Raw genomic sequence first — 16,019 nt, 5'->3', positions numbered from 1 at the left:
GTTTCCCATGTCCCGTCGTCACAGTGCAGAAAAGCGTGAGATCAATCCGGACCCCAAGTTCGGCGATCTCGTCGTCACCAAGTTCATGAACGCCGTCATGTATGACGGCAAGAAGTCGGTTGCCGAGACCATCGTCTACGGCGCGCTCGACCAGGTCCAGTCGAAGACCAAGCAGGAGCCGGTCACCGTCTTCCATCAGGCGCTCGACAATGTCGCGCCGCATGTGGAAGTGCGCTCGCGTCGCGTCGGCGGCGCCACCTACCAGGTTCCGGTCGACGTGCGCCCCGAGCGCCGTCAGGCGCTGGCCATCCGCTGGCTGATCGCCGCTGCCCGCAACCGCAACGAGACCACCATGGTCGACCGCCTTTCGGGCGAGCTGATGGACGCGGCCAACAACCGCGGCACGGCCGTCAAGAAGCGTGAAGACACCCACAAGATGGCAGAAGCCAACCGCGCCTTCGCGCACTACCGCTGGTAAAGCGCGAACAGGACTGAGAGGCAGCTACGATGGCCCGCGAATACAAAATCGAAGACTACCGCAATTTCGGTATCATGGCGCATATCGACGCCGGCAAGACGACGACCACCGAGCGCGTCCTCTATTACACGGGCAAGTCGCACAAGATCGGCGAAGTGCACGACGGCGCTGCCACCATGGACTGGATGGAGCAGGAGCAGGAACGCGGCATCACCATCACGTCGGCCGCGACCACGACCTTCTGGAAGGGTCGCGACGGCAAGATGCGCCGCTTCAACATCATCGACACCCCCGGACACGTCGACTTCACCATCGAGGTCGAGCGTTCGCTGCGCGTGCTTGACGGCGCAATCGCGCTGCTCGACGCCAACGCCGGTGTGGAGCCGCAGACCGAGACCGTGTGGCGCCAGGCCGACAAGTACCACGTGCCGCGCATGATCTTCTGCAACAAGATGGACAAGATCGGCGCCGACTTCTACCGCTCCGAGGAAATGATCGGCTCGCGCCTCGGTGCGCAGGCTGTCGTCATGCAGCTGCCGATCGGCGCCGAGACCGAGTTCAAGGGCGTCGTCGACCTCGTCGAGATGAACGCGCTTGTCTGGCGCGACGAGACCCTGGGCGCTGCCTGGGACGTCGTCGAGATCCCGGCCGACCTCAAGGAAAAGGCCGAGCGCTACCGCGAGAAGATGATCGAAGCGGCCGTCGAGATGGACGAGACCGCGCTCGAGAATTACCTCGAAGGCAAGATGCCGTCGAACGACGAGATCCGCGCGCTGATCCGCAAGGGCACGATCGCGGTCAAGTTCTACCCGATGTTCTGCGGCTCGGCCTTCAAGAACAAGGGCGTGCAGCCGCTGCTCGACGCCGTTGTCGAATACCTGCCGTCGCCGATCGACGTGCCGGCCATCAAGGGCGTCGATGCCAAGACCGATGCCGAGATCGAGCGTCATGCCGATGACAACGAGCCGCTGTCGATGCTGGCGTTCAAGATCATGAACGACCCGTTCGTCGGTTCGCTGACCTTCGCCCGTATCTATTCGGGCAAGCTCGCCAAGGGCGTCTCGGTCGACAACACCGTCAAGGGCAAGAAGGAGCGCATCGGCCGCATGCTGCAGATGCATGCGAATTCGCGCGCCGACGTCGAAGAGGCTTTTGCCGGCGACATCGTTGCGCTTGCCGGCCTCAAGGACACCACCACCGGCGATACGCTGTGCGACCCGCTGCATCCGGTCATCCTCGAGCGCATGGAATTCCCCGATCCGGTCATTCAGATCGCCATCGAGCCGAAGACCAAGAACGACCAGGAAAAGATGGGCCTCGCGCTGCATCGCCTGGCGGCCGAGGATCCGTCCTTCCGCGTCAAGACCGACGAGGAATCGGGCCAGACCATCATCGCCGGCATGGGCGAATTGCATCTCGACATCATCGTCGACCGCATGCGTCGTGAGTTCAAGGTGGAAGCCAATGTCGGCGCTCCGCAGGTGGCCTATCGCGAGACGATCACCCGCAGGCACGAGCAGGACTACACCCACAAGAAGCAGACCGGCGGTACCGGTCAGTTCGCTCGCGTCAAGATCGTGTTCGAGCCGAACACCGAGAGCGAAGAGTTCGTGTTCGAGTCCAAGATCGTCGGCGGTGCTGTTCCGAAGGAATACATTCCCGGCGTCGAGAAGGGCATCAACAGCGTCATGGGTTCCGGCCCGTTCGCAGGCTTCCCGATGATCGGCGTCAAGGCGACGCTCATCGACGGCGCCTTCCACGATGTCGACTCCTCGGTGCTGGCGTTCGAAATCGCGTCGCGTGCGTGCTTCAAGGAAGCCGCGCCGAAGCTCGGCGTTCAGCTGCTGGAGCCGATCATGAAGGTCGAGGTCGTGACGCCGGAAGACTATGTCGGCGGCGTCATCGGCGACCTCAATGGCCGTCGTGGTCAGATCCAGGGCCAGGAAGCGCGCGGCGTTGCCGTCGTCATCAACGCGATGGTGCCGCTCGCGAACATGTTCAAGTACGTCGACAATCTGCGTTCGATGTCGCAGGGCCGCGCCCAGTACACGATGCAGTTCGACCACTACGAGCCGGTTCCGACCGCGGTCGCCCAGGAAGTCCAGAAGAAATACGCGTAACTCGAGCGGGTTGCACGAGACCTTAATTCAAGCCCCGCACGGGCAAGCAGGAATGGAGAGATCACATGGCAAAAGGTAAATTCGAGCGCACCAAGCCGCATGTGAACATTGGCACGATCGGCCACGTCGATCATGGCAAGACGTCGCTGACGGCGGCGATCACGAAGTATTTTGGCGAATACAAGCGCTATGACCAGATCGACGCGGCGCCCGAAGAGAAGGCGCGCGGCATCACCATTTCGACGGCGCATGTCGAGTATGAGACGGCCAACCGTCACTATGCCCACGTCGACTGCCCCGGCCACGCCGACTATGTGAAGAACATGATCACCGGTGCCGCCCAGATGGACGGCGCGATCCTGGTCGTGTCGGCCGCCGACGGCCCGATGCCGCAGACCCGCGAGCACATCCTGCTTGCCCGCCAGGTCGGCGTGCCGTCGATCGTGGTGTTCCTGAACAAGGTCGACCAGGTCGACGACGCCGAGCTTCTCGAGCTGGTCGAGCTCGAGGTTCGCGAGCTTCTGTCGAAGAACGAGTTCCCCGGCGACGACATTCCGATCGTCAAGGGTTCGGCGCTGGCGGCGTTGGAAGATTCCAACAAGACCATCGGCGAGGACGCGATCCGCGAGCTGATGGCTCAGGTCGACGCCTACATTCCGACGCCGGTTCGTCCGCTCGACAAGCCGTTCCTGATGCCGATCGAAGACGTGTTCTCGATCTCGGGCCGCGGCACGGTGGTGACCGGCCGCGTCGAGCGCGGCGTGGTCAAGGTTGGCGAGGAACTGGAAATCGTCGGCATCCGTCCGACCACCAAGACGACCTGCACCGGCGTTGAGATGTTCCGCAAGCTGCTCGACCAGGGTCAGGCCGGCGACAACATCGGCGCGCTGCTGCGCGGCGTTGACCGTGAAGGCGTCGAGCGCGGCCAGGTTCTGGCCAAGCCCGGCACCGTGAAGCCGCACAAGAAGTTCGTCGCCGAAGCCTACATCCTGACCAAGGATGAAGGCGGCCGTCACACGCCGTTCTTCACCAACTACCGTCCGCAGTTCTACTTCCGCACCACGGACGTGACCGGCATCGTGACGCTGCCGGAAGGCACCGAGATGGTCATGCCTGGCGACAACATCACCGTCGACGTCGAGCTGATCGTGCCGATCGCGATGGAAGAGAAGCTGCGCTTCGCCATCCGTGAAGGCGGCCGCACCGTCGGTGCCGGCATCGTCGTCACCATCAAAGAGTAATTTGGACTTCAAACCGATCTGTCGCGGGCGCGGGAGCTGCCCGCGCCGCGCCAGAACAAGGAATTGACGCATGAACGGACAGAATATCCGCATCCGCCTTAAGGCGTTTGACCACCGCGTGCTCGACGCCTCGACGAAAGAAATCGTGTCGACGGCCAAGCGTACCGGCGCAAACGTTCGCGGGCCCATTCCGCTGCCGACGCGGATCGAAAAATTCACGGTCAACCGGTCGCCCCACGTCGACAAGAAGAGCCGCGAGCAGTTCGAGATGCGCACGCACAAGCGGCTGCTCGACATCGTCGATCCGACCCCGCAGACCGTCGATGCTTTGATGAAGCTCGATCTGGCCGCCGGCGTCGACGTCGAGATCAAGCTCTAAGGGAACGAGAGCGCGGTAAGGGGCGGTGCCCCTGGCCCGGAACTCTAAAGGAATTGAACCGATGCGTTCAGGTGTGATTGCAAAGAAGGTGGGAATGACCCGCATCTATAACGATGCCGGCGAACACGTTCCCGTCACCGTTCTCCAGATGGAGAACTGCCAGGTCGTGGCTCAGCGCACGCAGGAGAAGAACGGCTACACCGCCGTCCAGCTCGGCGTTGGCCTGGCCAAGGTGAAGAACACGTCGAAGGCGCTGCGCGGCCATTTCGCTGCCGCCTCCGTCGAGCCGAAGGCGAAGCTCGCCGAGTTCCGCGTCTCCGCCGACAACATGATCGATGTCGGCGCCGAGATCACCGTCGAGCATTTCGTCGTCGGCCAGAAGGTCGACGTCACGGGCACCTCGACCGGTAAGGGTTTCCAGGGCGTGATCAAGCGGCACCACATGGGTGGCGGTCGCGCCACGCACGGTAACTCGGTCTCGCACCGCACGCACGGTTCGACCGGTCAGCGCCAGGACCCCGGCAAGGTGTTCAAGGGCAAGCATATGGCCGGTCACATGGGTGACACCCGCGTCACCACGCAGAATGTCGAGGTTGTCTCGACCGACGCCGATCGCGGTCTGATCCTGATCCGCGGCGCCGTCCCCGGCGTCAAGGGCGCCTGGATCCTGGTTCGCGACGCTGCCAAGGTTGCGCTGCCGGCCAACGCGCCGAAGCCCGCCGCGATCCGTGCCGCTGCCGCCAAGAACGAAGCCCCGGCCACCGAGGGAGCGGAATAATGGACATCAAGATCACAACGCTGGGCGGCAAAGACGCCGGCAAGGTGGAGCTCTCCGAGGAGATTTTCGGCCTTGACCCACGCGAGGACATCCTGCAGCGCGTCGTGCGCTGGCAGCTCGCCAAGAAGCAGCAGGGCACGCACAAGGCCAAGGGCCGCGCCGAGATCGCGCGCACCGGCGCCAAGATGTACAAGCAGAAGGGTACGGGCCGCGCTCGTCACCACTCGGCTCGCGCTCCGCAGTTTCGCGGCGGCGGCAAGGCGCACGGCCCGGTCGTGCGCAGCCACGAGCATGAACTGCCGAAGAAGGTTCGCGCTCTGGGCTTGAAGCATGCGCTCTCGGCCAAAGCCAAAAGCGCTTCGATCATCGTCATCGACGAGCTGAAGCTGACCGAAGCCAAGACCAAGGCGCTGATCGCGAATTTCGCGACGCTGGGCCTGACCAACGCTTTGGTCATCGGCGGCGCCGAGCTTGACAAGAACTTCAAGCTGGCGGCGACCAACATTCCGAACATCGACGTGCTGCCCATCCAGGGCATCAACGTTTACGACATTCTGCGCCGCGGCACGCTGGTCCTTTCGAAGGCCGCCGTCGAGGCTCTCGAGGAGCGCTTCAAATGACCGACCTTCGTCATTACGACGTGATCGTCTCGCCGGCGATCACCGAAAAGTCGACCATGGCGTCCGAGAACAACCAGGTCGTCTTCAACGTCGCCAAGAAGGCGTCGAAGCCGGAAATCAAGGCCGCGGTCGAAGCGCTGTTTGGCGTCAAGGTCACGGCTGTGAACACGCTCGTCCGCAAGGGCAAGATCAAGCGCTTCCGCGGCACCGTTGGCCGCCAGGGCGACGTCAAGAAGGCGGTAGTGACGCTGGCCGATGGCCAGTCGATCGACGTCGCGACGGGTCTCTGAGCAAGGCCGCGAGGACAGAACAATGGCACTTAAGAAATTCAACCCGGTAACGCCGAGCACCCGCCAGCTGGTCATCGTCGACCGCTCGGGGCTCTACAAGGGCAAGCCCGTCAAGGGCCTGACCGAGGGCCTGACCAAGTCGGGCGGCCGCAACAATTACGGCCGCATCACGGCCCGCTTCATCGGCGGCGGTCACAAGCGTTCGTACCGCATCATCGACTTCAAGCGTAAGAAGTACGATGTCGTCGGCACGGTCGAGCGCATCGAATACGATCCGAACCGCACCGCCTTCATCGCGCTGATCAAGTATGACGACGGCGAGCTGTCCTACATCATCGCCCCGCAGCGCCTTGCCGCCGGCGACAAGATCGTGGCCGGCGAAGCGGTCGACGTGAAGCCGGGCAATGCGATGCCGCTGGCCTCGATGCCGGTCGGCACGATCGTCCACAACATCGAGCTGAAGCCGGGCAAGGGCGCCCAGGTCGCCCGTTCGGCGGGTGGTTACGCCCAACTCGTCGGCCGCGACCAGGGCATGGCGATCCTTCGCCTCAACTCGGGTGAGCAGCGTGTCGTTCACGGTTCCTGCATGGCCACGGTCGGTGCCGTGTCGAACCCCGACCACGGCAACATCAACGACGGCAAGGCCGGCCGCACGGTTTGGCGTGGCAAGCGCCCGCACAATCGCGGCGTGACTATGAACCCGGTCGACCATCCGCACGGCGGTGGTGAAGGCCGCACCTCGGGTGGCCGTCATCCGGTCAGCCCATGGGGCAAGCCGACCAAGGGCAAGAAGACGCGGTCCAACAAGGCGACCGACAAGTTCATCCTGCGCTCGCGCCATCAGCGCAAGAGCTAAGAAGAGGTAACGCCAAGTGACTCGTTCTATTTGGAAAGGCCCCTTCATCGACGGCTACCTTCTCAAGAAGGTGGACAAGGTTCGTGAAGGTGGTCGCAATGAGGTGATCAAGATGTGGAGCCGTCGCTCCACCATCCTGCCGCAGTTCGTCGGCTTCACCTTCGGTGTCTACAACGGCCAGAAGCACGTCCCGGTCTCGGTGAACGAGGACATGGTCGGCCACAAGTTCGGTGAATTCGCTCCGACCCGGACCTATTACGGTCACGGCGCGGATAAGAAGGCGAAGAGGAAATAATCATGGGCAAGGCCAAAGCTCCGCGCAGGCTTGCTGACAACGAGGCGCGCGCCGTTCTGCGCACGATCCGTATCAGCCCGCAGAAGCTGAACCTGGTTGCCGCGCTGATCCGCGGCAAGAAGGTCGCGACCGCGCTCTCCGACCTCGAATTCTCGGCCAAGCGGATTTCCGGCACGGTCAAGAAGACGCTGGAATCGGCGATCGCCAACGCGGAAAACAATCACGACCTCGACGTCGATGCGCTGGTGGTGGCGGAAGCCTATGTCGGCAAGTCGATCGTCATGAAGCGGTTCCACGCTCGTGGCCGCGGTCGCGCCAGCCGTATCGAGAAGCCGTTTTCGCACCTCACGATCGTCGTTCGTGAAGTCGAGGAAAAAGGGGAGGCCGCATAATGGGCCAGAAAGTCAATCCGATCGGGCTGCGTCTCGGCATCAACCGCACCTGGGATTCGCGCTGGTTCGCGAACACGGGCGAGTACGGCCAGCTGCTGCATGAGGACATCAAGATCCGCAAGTATCTTGAGAAGGAACTCAAGCAGGCCGCGATCTCCAAGGTCGTGATCGAGCGCCCGCACAAGAAGTGCCGCGTCACCATTCACGCGGCGCGTCCGGGCCTGATCATCGGCAAGAAGGGCGCCGACATCGAGAAGCTTCGCAAGAAGCTGACCGAGATGACGAAGTCCGAGACGCACCTCAACATCGTTGAAGTGCGCAAGCCGGAAATCGACGCCACGCTGATCGCGCAGTCGATCGCCCAGCAGCTCGAGCGCCGCATCGCGTTCCGCCGCGCCATGAAGCGCGCCGTTCAGTCGGCCATGCGTCTCGGCGCCGAAGGCATCCGTATCAACTGCTCCGGCCGTCTCGGCGGCGCCGAAATCGCGCGCATGGAGTGGTACCGCGAAGGCCGTGTGCCGCTGCATACGCTGCGCGCCGATGTCGACTACGGCACGGCCGAGGCCAACACGGCTTACGGCATCTGCGGCGTCAAGGTGTGGGTGTTCAAGGGCGAGATCCTCGAGCACGACCCGATGGCTTCCGAGCGTCGCGCCACCGAAGGTGATGCAGCGCATGGCGGCGGTGGTGGTGAGCGCGAACGCGGTCGCCGTCGCGAGAACGCCTGAGACATTTGAGAATTTGGAGTTAGAACGATGCTGCAGCCAAAGCGCACAAAGTTCCGTAAGCAGTTTAAGGGCCGTATCCACGGTACCGCCAAGGGCGGCACCAATCTGGATTTCGGCGGTTTCGGGCTGAAGGCGCTTGAGCCGAACCGCGTCACCGCGCGCGAGATCGAGGCGGCCCGCCGCGCGATCACCCGCGAGATGAAGCGCGCCGGCCGGGTCTGGATCCGGGTGTTCCCGGATCTGCCGGTCACCTCGAAGCCGACCGAAGTGCGTATGGGTAAGGGCAAGGGCGCCGTCGATTATTGGGCGGCCCGCGTCAAGCCTGGCCGCATCATGTTCGAGATCGACGGCGTCAGCGAGGAGATCGCGCGTGAAGCGCTGCGTCTCGGCGCCGCCAAGCTCTCGGTTAAGACGCGCTTCGTACAGCGCATCGCAGAATAAGGACGGGCTGAACCATGAAAGCCGAAGACATCCGGACCAAGACCCAGGATCAGCTGACCGACGACCTGGCGGCCCTCAAGAAAGAGCAGTTCAACCTGCGCTTCCAGAAGGCGACTGGCCAGCTCGAGAAGACCGCGCGCGTGAAACAGGTCCGCAAGGACATCGCGCGCATCAAGACCATTGCCGCGCAAAAAGCCGCGGCCAAGAAGGGTTAAGACCATGCCAAAGCGCATCCTGCAGGGCACCGTCGTCAGCGACAAGAACGAGAAGACGGTCGTCGTCAAGGTCGAGCGTCGCTTCACGCATCCGGTCATGAAGAAGACCGTGCGCATGACCAAGAAGTACAAGGCGCACGACGAAACCAACGCCCACAAGGTTGGCGATGAGGTGTTCATCCAGGAATCGAAGCCGATTTCCAAGGACAAGCGCTGGATCGTCATTACCTCGGACCAGGCGTAAACAACGAATTTTGGACAGACCGGGGAGGGGCGTCGCGCGCCTGTCCCGTTAGAAAAGAAGAAGGCGGCCAGTCATGATTCAGATGCAAACAAACCTCGACGTCGCGGACAATTCCGGCGCCCGTCGTGTCATGTGCATCAAGGTGCTGGGCGGTTCGAAGCGGAAATATGCTTCCGTCGGCGACATCATCGTGGTGTCGATCAAGGAAGCCATTCCGCGCGGCCGCGTTAAGAAGGGCGATGTGATGAAGGCGGTCGTGGTTCGCACGGCCAAGGACATCCGCCGCCCGGACGGCAGCGTGATCCGTTTCGACAAGAACGCGGCCGTTCTCGTCGACAATAAGAAAGAGCCGATCGGCACGCGTATCTTCGGGCCGGTTCCGCGCGAGTTGCGCGCCAAGAACCACATGAAGATCATCTCGCTCGCGCCTGAAGTGCTGTAAGGAGCCGGACCAATGCAAAAGATAAAAAAAGGCGACAAGGTCGTCGTGCTTGCCGGCAAGGACAAGGGCCGTTCGGGCGAAGTCCTGTCGGTTCAGCCGAAGGAAGACACCGCGCTGGTGCGCGGCGTCAACATGATCCGTCGTCACCAGAAGCAGACCCAGTCCCAAGAGGGCGGGATCATCACCAAGGAAGCGCCGATCCACCTGTCGAATATCGCGCTGGCCGACCCCAAGGATGGCAAGCCGACCCGCGTCGGCTTCACCACCCAGAAGGACGGCAAGAAGGTGCGCGTCGCCAAGCGTTCGGGAGAAGTCATCAATGGCTAAGGCTGCAAGCAAGCAGGCAACTGCAAAGAACGAGCCCCGCCTCAAGAAGGTCTACAACGAGACCATCCGCAAGGCGATGCAGGAGCAGTTCGGCTACGACAACGACATGCAGGTTCCGCGCATCGACAAGATCGTGCTGAACATGGGTGTCGGCGAAGCGACCGCGGACTCCAAGAAGCCCTCGGTCGCCGCCGAGGATCTCGCGATGATCGCCGGCCAGAAGGCCGTCGTCACCCGCGCCCGCAACTCGATTGCAGGCTTCAAGGTGCGCGAGAATATGCCGATCGGCGCCAAGGTCACGCTGCGCAAGGAACGCATGTACGAGTTCCTCGACCGCCTCGTGAACATCGCGCTGCCGCGCGTTCGCGACTTTCGCGGACTGAACCCGAAGAGCTTTGACGGCCGTGGCAACTACGCCATGGGCATCAAGGAACACATCGTGTTCCCGGAGATCAACTACGACAAGGTTGATCAGGTCTGGGGCATGGACGTCATCGTTTGTACGACGGCGAAGACGGACGACGAGGCCAGGGCATTGCTCAAGGCTTTCAACTTCCCCTTCCGCCAGTAACGGCAGCGAAAAAGGAAAAATCTGAAATGGCAAAGACCAGCTCAGTCGAAAAGAACAACAGACGCCGCAAGCTTGCCGACCAGTTCGGTCCCAGGCGCGCTGCGCTGAAGGCGATCATCATGGATCAGTCGAAGCCGATGGAAGAGCGCTTCCGCGCTCAGCTGAAGCTTTCGGCGCTGCCGCGCAATTCGGCCAAGATCCGCATTCGCAACCGTTGCGAAGTGACGGGCCGCCCGCGCGCCTATTATCGCAAGCTCAAGCTTTCGCGTATCGCGCTGCGTGATCTCGGCAATAACGGCCAGATCCCGGGCCTGGTCAAGTCGAGCTGGTAAGGAGACACTGAGATGTCATTGAGCGATCCCCTCGGCGATATGCTGACCCGCATCCGCAACGCCTATGGCCGCAAGAAGTCGACCGTTTCGACTCCGGCCTCGCGTCTGCGTACCCGTGTTCTCGACGTGCTGAAGTCGGAAGGCTACATCCGCGATTACAGCCAGACCGACTTCGACAACGGCAAGTCCGAAATCGAGATCGAGCTGAAGTATTTCGACGGTGCGCCGGTCGTGCGCGAAATCGCCCGCGTTTCGAAGCCGGGCCGCCGCGTCTATGTGTCGGCCAAGTCGATTCCGCATGTCGCCAACGGCCTCGGCATCGCCATCCTTTCGACACCGAAGGGCGTGATGGCCGACCACGAAGCGCGTGAACAGAACGTCGGCGGTGAGATCCTCTGCCAGATCTTCTGATCCGGCAGCTGACCGCAAAGTGGAATCCGGTCTTCGGATCGTTCCCGAAGACAGAGACCTGAAACAAGAGAAGTGACGAGGACAACAAAATGTCTCGTATTGGAAAGAAACCCGTTTCGCTGCCGCAGGGCGTGACCGCGACCGTCAACGGCCAGACCGTGACGGCGAAGGGCCCCAAGGGCGAGCTGAAGTTCGTGGTGAACGACGAAGTGCTGGTCAAGATGGAAGGCAGCGAGATCGCTGTCCAGCCGCGCGACCAGACCAAGACCGCACGTTCCAAGTGGGGCATGTCGCGCACGCAGATCGTCAACATCCTGCAGGGCGTGAAGGACGGCTTCGAGAAGAAGCTCGAGATCACCGGCGTCGGCTACCGCGCGGCGTTGCAGGGCAAGAACCTGCAGCTGGCGCTTGGCTTCAGCCATGACGTCGTCTACGAGACGCCGGCTGGCATCACGATCACCGTGCCGAAGCCGACGGAAATCACGATTACCGGCATCGACAAGCAGCAGGTCGGCCAGGTTGCAGCCGAGATCCGCGAGTATCGCGGTCCCGAGCCCTACAAGGGCAAGGGCGTGCGCTATGCCGGCGAGCGCATCGTGCGCAAGGAAGGCAAGAAGAAGTAATAGCTTGGCCCCGAAAGGTCGCAGACTTTTCGCAAGGGGCCAGGTCTGAGAATACAACGCCGCGGGGCGCGACCGCGGGAGGCTTGGCCTACCGCACAGGGTTGCCCCCGTTTACTGAAGGCAAGGAACTGACATCATGGCTAGCCCAAAAGAAACCATCCAGCGCCGCGCGCAGCGCGTCCGCCGCCAGCTCAAGAAGGTTGCCGGCGAGCGTCCTCGGCTTTCGGTGCACCGCACCTCGAAGCACATCTACGTCCAGGTCATCGACGACGCGAACGGCCACACGCTGGCTGCCGCCTCGACGCTTGAGAAGGACCTCAAGGGTTCGCTCAAGACCGGCGCCGACACCGCTGCCGCTGCCGCGATCGGCAAGCTGATCGCCGAGCGCGCCACCAAGGCCGGCGTCAAGGAAGTCGTCTTCGACCGTGGCCCGTACATCTATCACGGCCGCGTCAAGGCCCTGGCCGAGGCTGCCCGCGAAGGTGGTCTGAGCTTCTAAGCATGATCCCGAACCGAAGGTCGGCGTAGCAAAAAGTTGCAGACTTTTCGGATAGAGATTATGCGAGGGAAAAATTAGCTTTCGCCCCCGGTGACCGTTTCCCGATTTTTTCGGGGCGAGGCACCGGATCTTATCATCAACCGTGCTTCCGGAAAAAAACAAGGAACAGGATATGGCACAGGAACGTAGGGATGGCGGCCGCGGCCGCGATCGTGAAGAACGCGATGACGGCATGGTGGACAAGCTGGTCCACATCAACCGCGTCGCCAAGGTCGTCAAGGGCGGCCGTCGCTTTGGTTTTGCGGCACTCGTCGTCGTCGGCGACCAGAAAGGCCGCGTCGGCTTCGGTCACGGCAAGGCGCGCGAAGTGCCGGAAGCCATCCGCAAGGCAACCGAATCGGCAAAGCGCGACATGATCTTCGTGCCGCTGCGCTCCGGCCGCACGCTGCATCACGATGTCGAAGGCCGCTGGGGCGCTGGACGCGTTCTGCTGCGCGCTGCCAAGCAGGGTACCGGCATCATCGCCGGTGGTCCGATGCGCGCCGTCTTCGAGACGCTCGGCATGCATGACGTGGTCGCCAAGTCGATGGGTTCGTCGAACCCCTACAACATGGTCCGCGCCACCTTCGACGCGCTGAAGAGCCAGATGCATCCGAAGGATGTGGCTGCTGCGCGCGGCGTCAAGTACTCGACCCTTCAGGCCCGCCGCGGCACCGCCGTTGCGGCTGAAGAATAGTCGATCTGACCAGGGATTTAGACCATGGCCAAGAAAGCTACCAAGACCATCACCGTTGAGCAGATCGGTTCGCCGATCCGCCGCCCGAAGGAACAGCGCGCGACGCTGGTCGGCCTCGGCCTCAACAAGATGCACAAGCAGCGCACGCTGGAAGACACCCCTTCCGTGCGCGGCATGATCGCTGCCGTCCAGCACCTCGTCCGCGTCGTGGACGAGGGCTGAACAGAAGCGCAGGAGAACTCAGATGAAACTCAACGATCTGCGTGACAAGGACGGCGCGACGCACTCCAAGAAGCGTCTCGGCCGCGGCATCGGTTCCGGCTCGGGCAAGACAGCCGGTCGCGGCGTCAAGGGCCAGAAGGCGCGCTCCGGCGTCGCCATCAACGGCTTCGAGGGTGGCCAGATGCCGCTCTACCGGCGCCTGCCGAAGCGCGGCTTCAACAACATCTTCGCCAAGAGCTTCACGGTCGTCTCGCTGGCCCGTATCCAGGCCGCCGTCGACGCCAAGAAGCTCGACGCCAAGGCGACCGTGACGGCGGAGGCCCTGGTCGCCGCCGGCGTCATCCGCCGCGTCAAGGACGGCGTGCGCGTGCTGTCCGACGGTGAACTCAAGGCCAAGCTCTCCTTCGACGTCGCCGGCGCCTCCAAGGCCGCGATCGAAAAGATCGAAAAGGCCGGCGGTTCGGTGAAGTTGCCGGAAGCGGCCGCCGCCGAGTAACGGCGATTTGAAGCGCAGCCGGCCCGAATGCGTTCGCATTTGCCGCCGAACCGCGCTTTGCTCCGTTGAATTGAGCGGCCGCGTCAACGCGGCCGCTTGCATGTTTACAGTCCGGAGCTTATCTCGTGAGCTTCGGTGACACGCGCCGCCTGAGCTGCGGACATCGAGCGTGGCATAGAAATCAATGAAGTAGAGCATGACGTTGTCCGAAAACCGCTCCACACTTTTCGGCACCATGCTCTAGCGGAGAATCAGGCATGGCTTCGGCTGCTGAACAACTAGCCTCCAATCTCAATTTTGCGGCCTTCGCCAAGGCCGAAGACCTGAAGAAGCGCATCTGGTTCACGATCGGTGCGCTGCTCGTCTACCGCCTCGGCACCTACATCCCGCTTCCCGGCATCAACCCCGACGCCTTCGCCCAGGCCTTCTCTTCGCAGAGCAAGGGCGTGCTCGGCATGTTCAACATGTTCGCCGGCGGCGCCGTGCAGCGCATGGCGATCTTTGCGCTCGGCATCATGCCCTATATCTCCGCCTCCATCATCATGCAGCTGATGACGTCGGTCATTCCGTCGCTGGAAGCGCTGAAGAAGGAAGGCGAGCAGGGCCGCAAGATCATCAACCAGTACACGCGCTACGGCACCGTGCTTCTGGCGCTGGTCCAGGCCTACGGCATTTCGATCGGCCTCGAAGGCGGCGCCGGCATCGTCAACGATCCGGGCATCTTCTTCCGGCTCTCGACCGTCTGCACGCTGGTCGGCGGCACCATGTTCCTGATGTGGCTCGGCGAGCAGATCACGGCGCGCGGCATTGGCAACGGCATCTCGCTGATCATCTTCTCCGGCATCGTCGCCGGCCTGCCCAGGGCAATCTCCGGCACGCTGGAACTGGGCCGCACCGGCGCCTTGTCGACCGGCCTGATCCTGGCGATCATCGTGCTCGCTATCATCGTCATCGGCCTGATCGTCTTCTTCGAGCGCGCGCAGCGCCGCCTGCTGATCCAGTATCCGAAGCGCCAGGTCGGCAACCGTATGTTCCAGGGCGACACCTCGCACCTGCCGCTGAAGCTCAACACATCAGGCGTCATCCCGCCGATCTTCGCGTCTTCGCTGCTGCTTTTGCCGGCAACAGTGGCCGGCTTCTCGCAGTCGACCAACCTGCCGGCTTGGGCAAGCACCATCCTGGCCTCGCTCGGCCACGGCCAGCCGCTCTATATGATCTTCTACGCGAGCATGATCGTCTTCTTCGCCTTCTTCTACACGGCGATCGTCTTCAACCCGAAGGACACGGCCGACCAGCTCAAGAAGCATTCCGGCTTCATCCCGGGCTATCGTCCGGGCGAGCGTACTGCCGATTACATCGACTATGTGCTGACGCGCATCACCGTCATCGGCGCCATCTACCTGGTGCTTGTCTGTCTGCTGCCGGAGTTCCTGATTTCGGCGACTGGCGTACCTTTCTACCTCGGTGGCACATCGCTTCTGATCGTGGTCAGTGTCACGCTCGACACGGTGGCGCAGATTCAGGGTCACCTGATCGCGCACCAATATGAGGGCCTGATCAAGAAGTCGAAGTTGCGCGGGGGGAAGAGGAGCAGATGAGGCTGATATTGCTTGGGCCGCCAGGAGCGGGCAAGGGGACGCAAGCACAAAGACTGGTAGAAAAACACGGCATACCACAGCTCTCGACGGGTGACATGCTGCGTGCAGCAGTCCAGGCAGGAACCGAGGTCGGCAAGCGCGCCAAGGCGGTGATGGATGCCGGCGAGCTGGTGTCGGACGCCATCGTCAACGCGATCGTCGCCGAGCGCATCGACCAGGCCGATTGCGCCAACGGTTTCATCCTCGATGGCTATCCGCGCACACTGGTGCAGGCCGACGCTGTCGAGGCCATGCTCGCCGAGCGCGGCATTGCACTCGACACCGTCATCGAGCTCGTCGTCGACGACAAGGCGCTGGTCGGGCGAATCGTCAAGCGCGCCGAGGATGCCAAGGCCGCCGGCCAGCCGGTGCGCAAGGACGACAACCCCGAGGTGTTCGAAGAGCGCCTGCGCGAATATTACAAAAAGACGGCGCCGCTGACCGGCTATTACTACGCCAAAGGCAAGCTCAAGACCGTCGACGGCATGGCCAGTATCGATGCGGTGACCGCGGAGATCGGCAAGGTGCTCGCGGCTGCGGTGAAGTAGGCCGCGGCAACAATTAAAGATTGCGCTTGACTGGAGCGAGCCGCTGGGGTATGGCGGCCCGTCTTCCTGTCAGGCATGGAGTTTGCTTGCCCCAAAAG

26 protein-coding genes are annotated in these 16,019 nt (G+C 62.6%); all 26 read left to right on the top strand.

Annotation, left to right across the window (positions count from 1 at the left end):
- Window positions 1-7: 7 nt before the first annotated feature.
- Window positions 8-478: a 30S ribosomal protein S7 gene (rpsG, locus tag AB6802_RS21080; RefSeq protein ID WP_112099612.1), complete on the top strand. Its 471-nt coding sequence runs from the start codon at window positions 8-10 to the stop codon at window positions 476-478.
- A 29-nt stretch (window positions 479-507) separates the two neighbouring features.
- Window positions 508-2,598 (top strand): elongation factor G, encoded by a 2,091-nt coding sequence (fusA, locus tag AB6802_RS21075; protein ID WP_371012104.1) that lies wholly within the window; start codon window positions 508-510, stop codon window positions 2,596-2,598.
- 65 nt (window positions 2,599-2,663) lie between these two features.
- On the top strand, window positions 2,664-3,839 hold the full coding sequence (tuf, locus tag AB6802_RS21070; protein ID WP_371012103.1) for an elongation factor Tu: 1,176 nt from the start codon (window positions 2,664-2,666) through the stop codon (window positions 3,837-3,839).
- Between the two features lie 70 nt (window positions 3,840-3,909).
- Window positions 3,910-4,218 (top strand): 30S ribosomal protein S10, encoded by a 309-nt coding sequence (gene rpsJ / locus AB6802_RS21065; RefSeq protein ID WP_010909272.1) that lies wholly within the window; start codon window positions 3,910-3,912, stop codon window positions 4,216-4,218.
- Window positions 4,219-4,279: 61 nt separating this feature from the next.
- Window positions 4,280-4,996 (top strand): 50S ribosomal protein L3, encoded by a 717-nt coding sequence (rplC, locus tag AB6802_RS21060; RefSeq protein ID WP_371012102.1) that lies wholly within the window; start codon window positions 4,280-4,282, stop codon window positions 4,994-4,996.
- Window positions 4,996-5,616, top strand: a complete 621-nt coding sequence (gene rplD, locus AB6802_RS21055; RefSeq protein WP_371012101.1) for a 50S ribosomal protein L4 — start codon at window positions 4,996-4,998, stop codon at window positions 5,614-5,616. The genes rplC and rplD overlap by 1 nt, the downstream gene beginning before the upstream one ends.
- Window positions 5,613-5,906 carry a 50S ribosomal protein L23 gene (locus AB6802_RS21050; protein ID WP_371012100.1) on the top strand — a complete coding sequence of 98 codons (294 nt, stop codon included), beginning with the start codon at window positions 5,613-5,615 and terminating at the stop codon, window positions 5,904-5,906. Before rplD ends, AB6802_RS21050 begins: the two co-directional genes overlap by 4 nt.
- A gap of 22 nt (window positions 5,907-5,928) precedes the next feature.
- A complete protein-coding gene (gene rplB / locus AB6802_RS21045) occupies window positions 5,929-6,762 on the top strand; it encodes a 50S ribosomal protein L2 (protein WP_027170366.1) in 834 nt (277 codons plus the stop codon).
- Between the two features lie 16 nt (window positions 6,763-6,778).
- On the top strand, window positions 6,779-7,057 hold the full coding sequence (gene rpsS / locus AB6802_RS21040) for a 30S ribosomal protein S19 (protein ID WP_006205463.1): 279 nt from the start codon (window positions 6,779-6,781) through the stop codon (window positions 7,055-7,057).
- A gap of 2 nt (window positions 7,058-7,059) precedes the next feature.
- Window positions 7,060-7,449, top strand: a complete 390-nt coding sequence (gene rplV, locus AB6802_RS21035; protein WP_010909277.1) for a 50S ribosomal protein L22 — start codon at window positions 7,060-7,062, stop codon at window positions 7,447-7,449.
- Window positions 7,449-8,177: a 30S ribosomal protein S3 gene (gene rpsC / locus AB6802_RS21030; protein ID WP_371012099.1), complete on the top strand. Its 729-nt coding sequence runs from the start codon at window positions 7,449-7,451 to the stop codon at window positions 8,175-8,177. The genes rplV and rpsC overlap by 1 nt, the downstream gene beginning before the upstream one ends.
- Before the next feature lie 27 nt (window positions 8,178-8,204).
- Entirely contained in the window at window positions 8,205-8,618 is a 414-nt protein-coding gene (rplP, locus tag AB6802_RS21025) for a 50S ribosomal protein L16 (RefSeq protein ID WP_371012098.1), read from the top strand.
- 14 nt (window positions 8,619-8,632) lie between these two features.
- A complete protein-coding gene (gene rpmC, locus AB6802_RS21020) occupies window positions 8,633-8,833 on the top strand; it encodes a 50S ribosomal protein L29 (RefSeq protein WP_371012097.1) in 201 nt (66 codons plus the stop codon).
- A gap of 4 nt (window positions 8,834-8,837) precedes the next feature.
- Window positions 8,838-9,077 (top strand): 30S ribosomal protein S17, encoded by a 240-nt coding sequence (gene rpsQ / locus AB6802_RS21015; protein ID WP_140815876.1) that lies wholly within the window; start codon window positions 8,838-8,840, stop codon window positions 9,075-9,077.
- 73 nt (window positions 9,078-9,150) lie between these two features.
- Complete coding sequence (gene rplN, locus AB6802_RS21010; protein ID WP_006205457.1) at window positions 9,151-9,519, top strand: 50S ribosomal protein L14; 369 nt, start codon at window positions 9,151-9,153, stop codon at window positions 9,517-9,519.
- A gap of 12 nt (window positions 9,520-9,531) precedes the next feature.
- Window positions 9,532-9,846, top strand: a complete 315-nt coding sequence (gene rplX, locus AB6802_RS21005) for a 50S ribosomal protein L24 (protein ID WP_371012096.1) — start codon at window positions 9,532-9,534, stop codon at window positions 9,844-9,846.
- Window positions 9,839-10,417, top strand: a complete 579-nt coding sequence (gene rplE, locus AB6802_RS21000) for a 50S ribosomal protein L5 (protein WP_371012095.1) — start codon at window positions 9,839-9,841, stop codon at window positions 10,415-10,417. The genes rplX and rplE overlap by 8 nt, the downstream gene beginning before the upstream one ends.
- A gap of 26 nt (window positions 10,418-10,443) precedes the next feature.
- The gene (gene rpsN, locus AB6802_RS20995; protein WP_371012094.1) at window positions 10,444-10,749 is read left to right on the top strand and encodes a 30S ribosomal protein S14; all 306 of its coding nucleotides are present in this window, start codon (window positions 10,444-10,446) and stop codon (window positions 10,747-10,749) included.
- Between the two features lie 12 nt (window positions 10,750-10,761).
- The gene (rpsH, locus tag AB6802_RS20990; RefSeq protein WP_371012093.1) at window positions 10,762-11,160 is read left to right on the top strand and encodes a 30S ribosomal protein S8; all 399 of its coding nucleotides are present in this window, start codon (window positions 10,762-10,764) and stop codon (window positions 11,158-11,160) included.
- 89 nt (window positions 11,161-11,249) lie between these two features.
- Window positions 11,250-11,783 carry a 50S ribosomal protein L6 gene (rplF, locus tag AB6802_RS20985; protein ID WP_371012092.1) on the top strand — a complete coding sequence of 178 codons (534 nt, stop codon included), beginning with the start codon at window positions 11,250-11,252 and terminating at the stop codon, window positions 11,781-11,783.
- 136 nt (window positions 11,784-11,919) lie between these two features.
- A complete protein-coding gene (rplR, locus tag AB6802_RS20980) occupies window positions 11,920-12,282 on the top strand; it encodes a 50S ribosomal protein L18 (protein ID WP_371012091.1) in 363 nt (120 codons plus the stop codon).
- A 172-nt stretch (window positions 12,283-12,454) separates the two neighbouring features.
- On the top strand, window positions 12,455-13,018 hold the full coding sequence (gene rpsE, locus AB6802_RS20975) for a 30S ribosomal protein S5 (RefSeq protein ID WP_371012090.1): 564 nt from the start codon (window positions 12,455-12,457) through the stop codon (window positions 13,016-13,018).
- Window positions 13,019-13,042: 24 nt separating this feature from the next.
- The gene (rpmD, locus tag AB6802_RS20970; protein WP_006205449.1) at window positions 13,043-13,240 is read left to right on the top strand and encodes a 50S ribosomal protein L30; all 198 of its coding nucleotides are present in this window, start codon (window positions 13,043-13,045) and stop codon (window positions 13,238-13,240) included.
- Between the two features lie 22 nt (window positions 13,241-13,262).
- Entirely contained in the window at window positions 13,263-13,736 is a 474-nt protein-coding gene (gene rplO, locus AB6802_RS20965) for a 50S ribosomal protein L15 (protein WP_140544877.1), read from the top strand.
- Between the two features lie 257 nt (window positions 13,737-13,993).
- Window positions 13,994-15,334, top strand: a complete 1,341-nt coding sequence (gene secY, locus AB6802_RS20960) for a preprotein translocase subunit SecY (protein ID WP_371012089.1) — start codon at window positions 13,994-13,996, stop codon at window positions 15,332-15,334.
- Window positions 15,331-15,921 carry an adenylate kinase gene (locus AB6802_RS20955; protein WP_371012088.1) on the top strand — a complete coding sequence of 197 codons (591 nt, stop codon included), beginning with the start codon at window positions 15,331-15,333 and terminating at the stop codon, window positions 15,919-15,921. The genes secY and AB6802_RS20955 overlap by 4 nt, the downstream gene beginning before the upstream one ends.
- Window positions 15,922-16,019 lie beyond the last annotated feature (98 nt).

Origin of the sequence: Mesorhizobium sp. RCC_202 (assembly GCF_041355295.1) — a bacterium.
In the GTDB taxonomy this organism is placed as follows: Bacteria; Pseudomonadota; Alphaproteobacteria; order Rhizobiales; family Rhizobiaceae; genus Mesorhizobium.
Note: the sequence above shows the minus strand (reverse complement) of the source record. Positions and strands in the feature narration are given on the sequence as shown.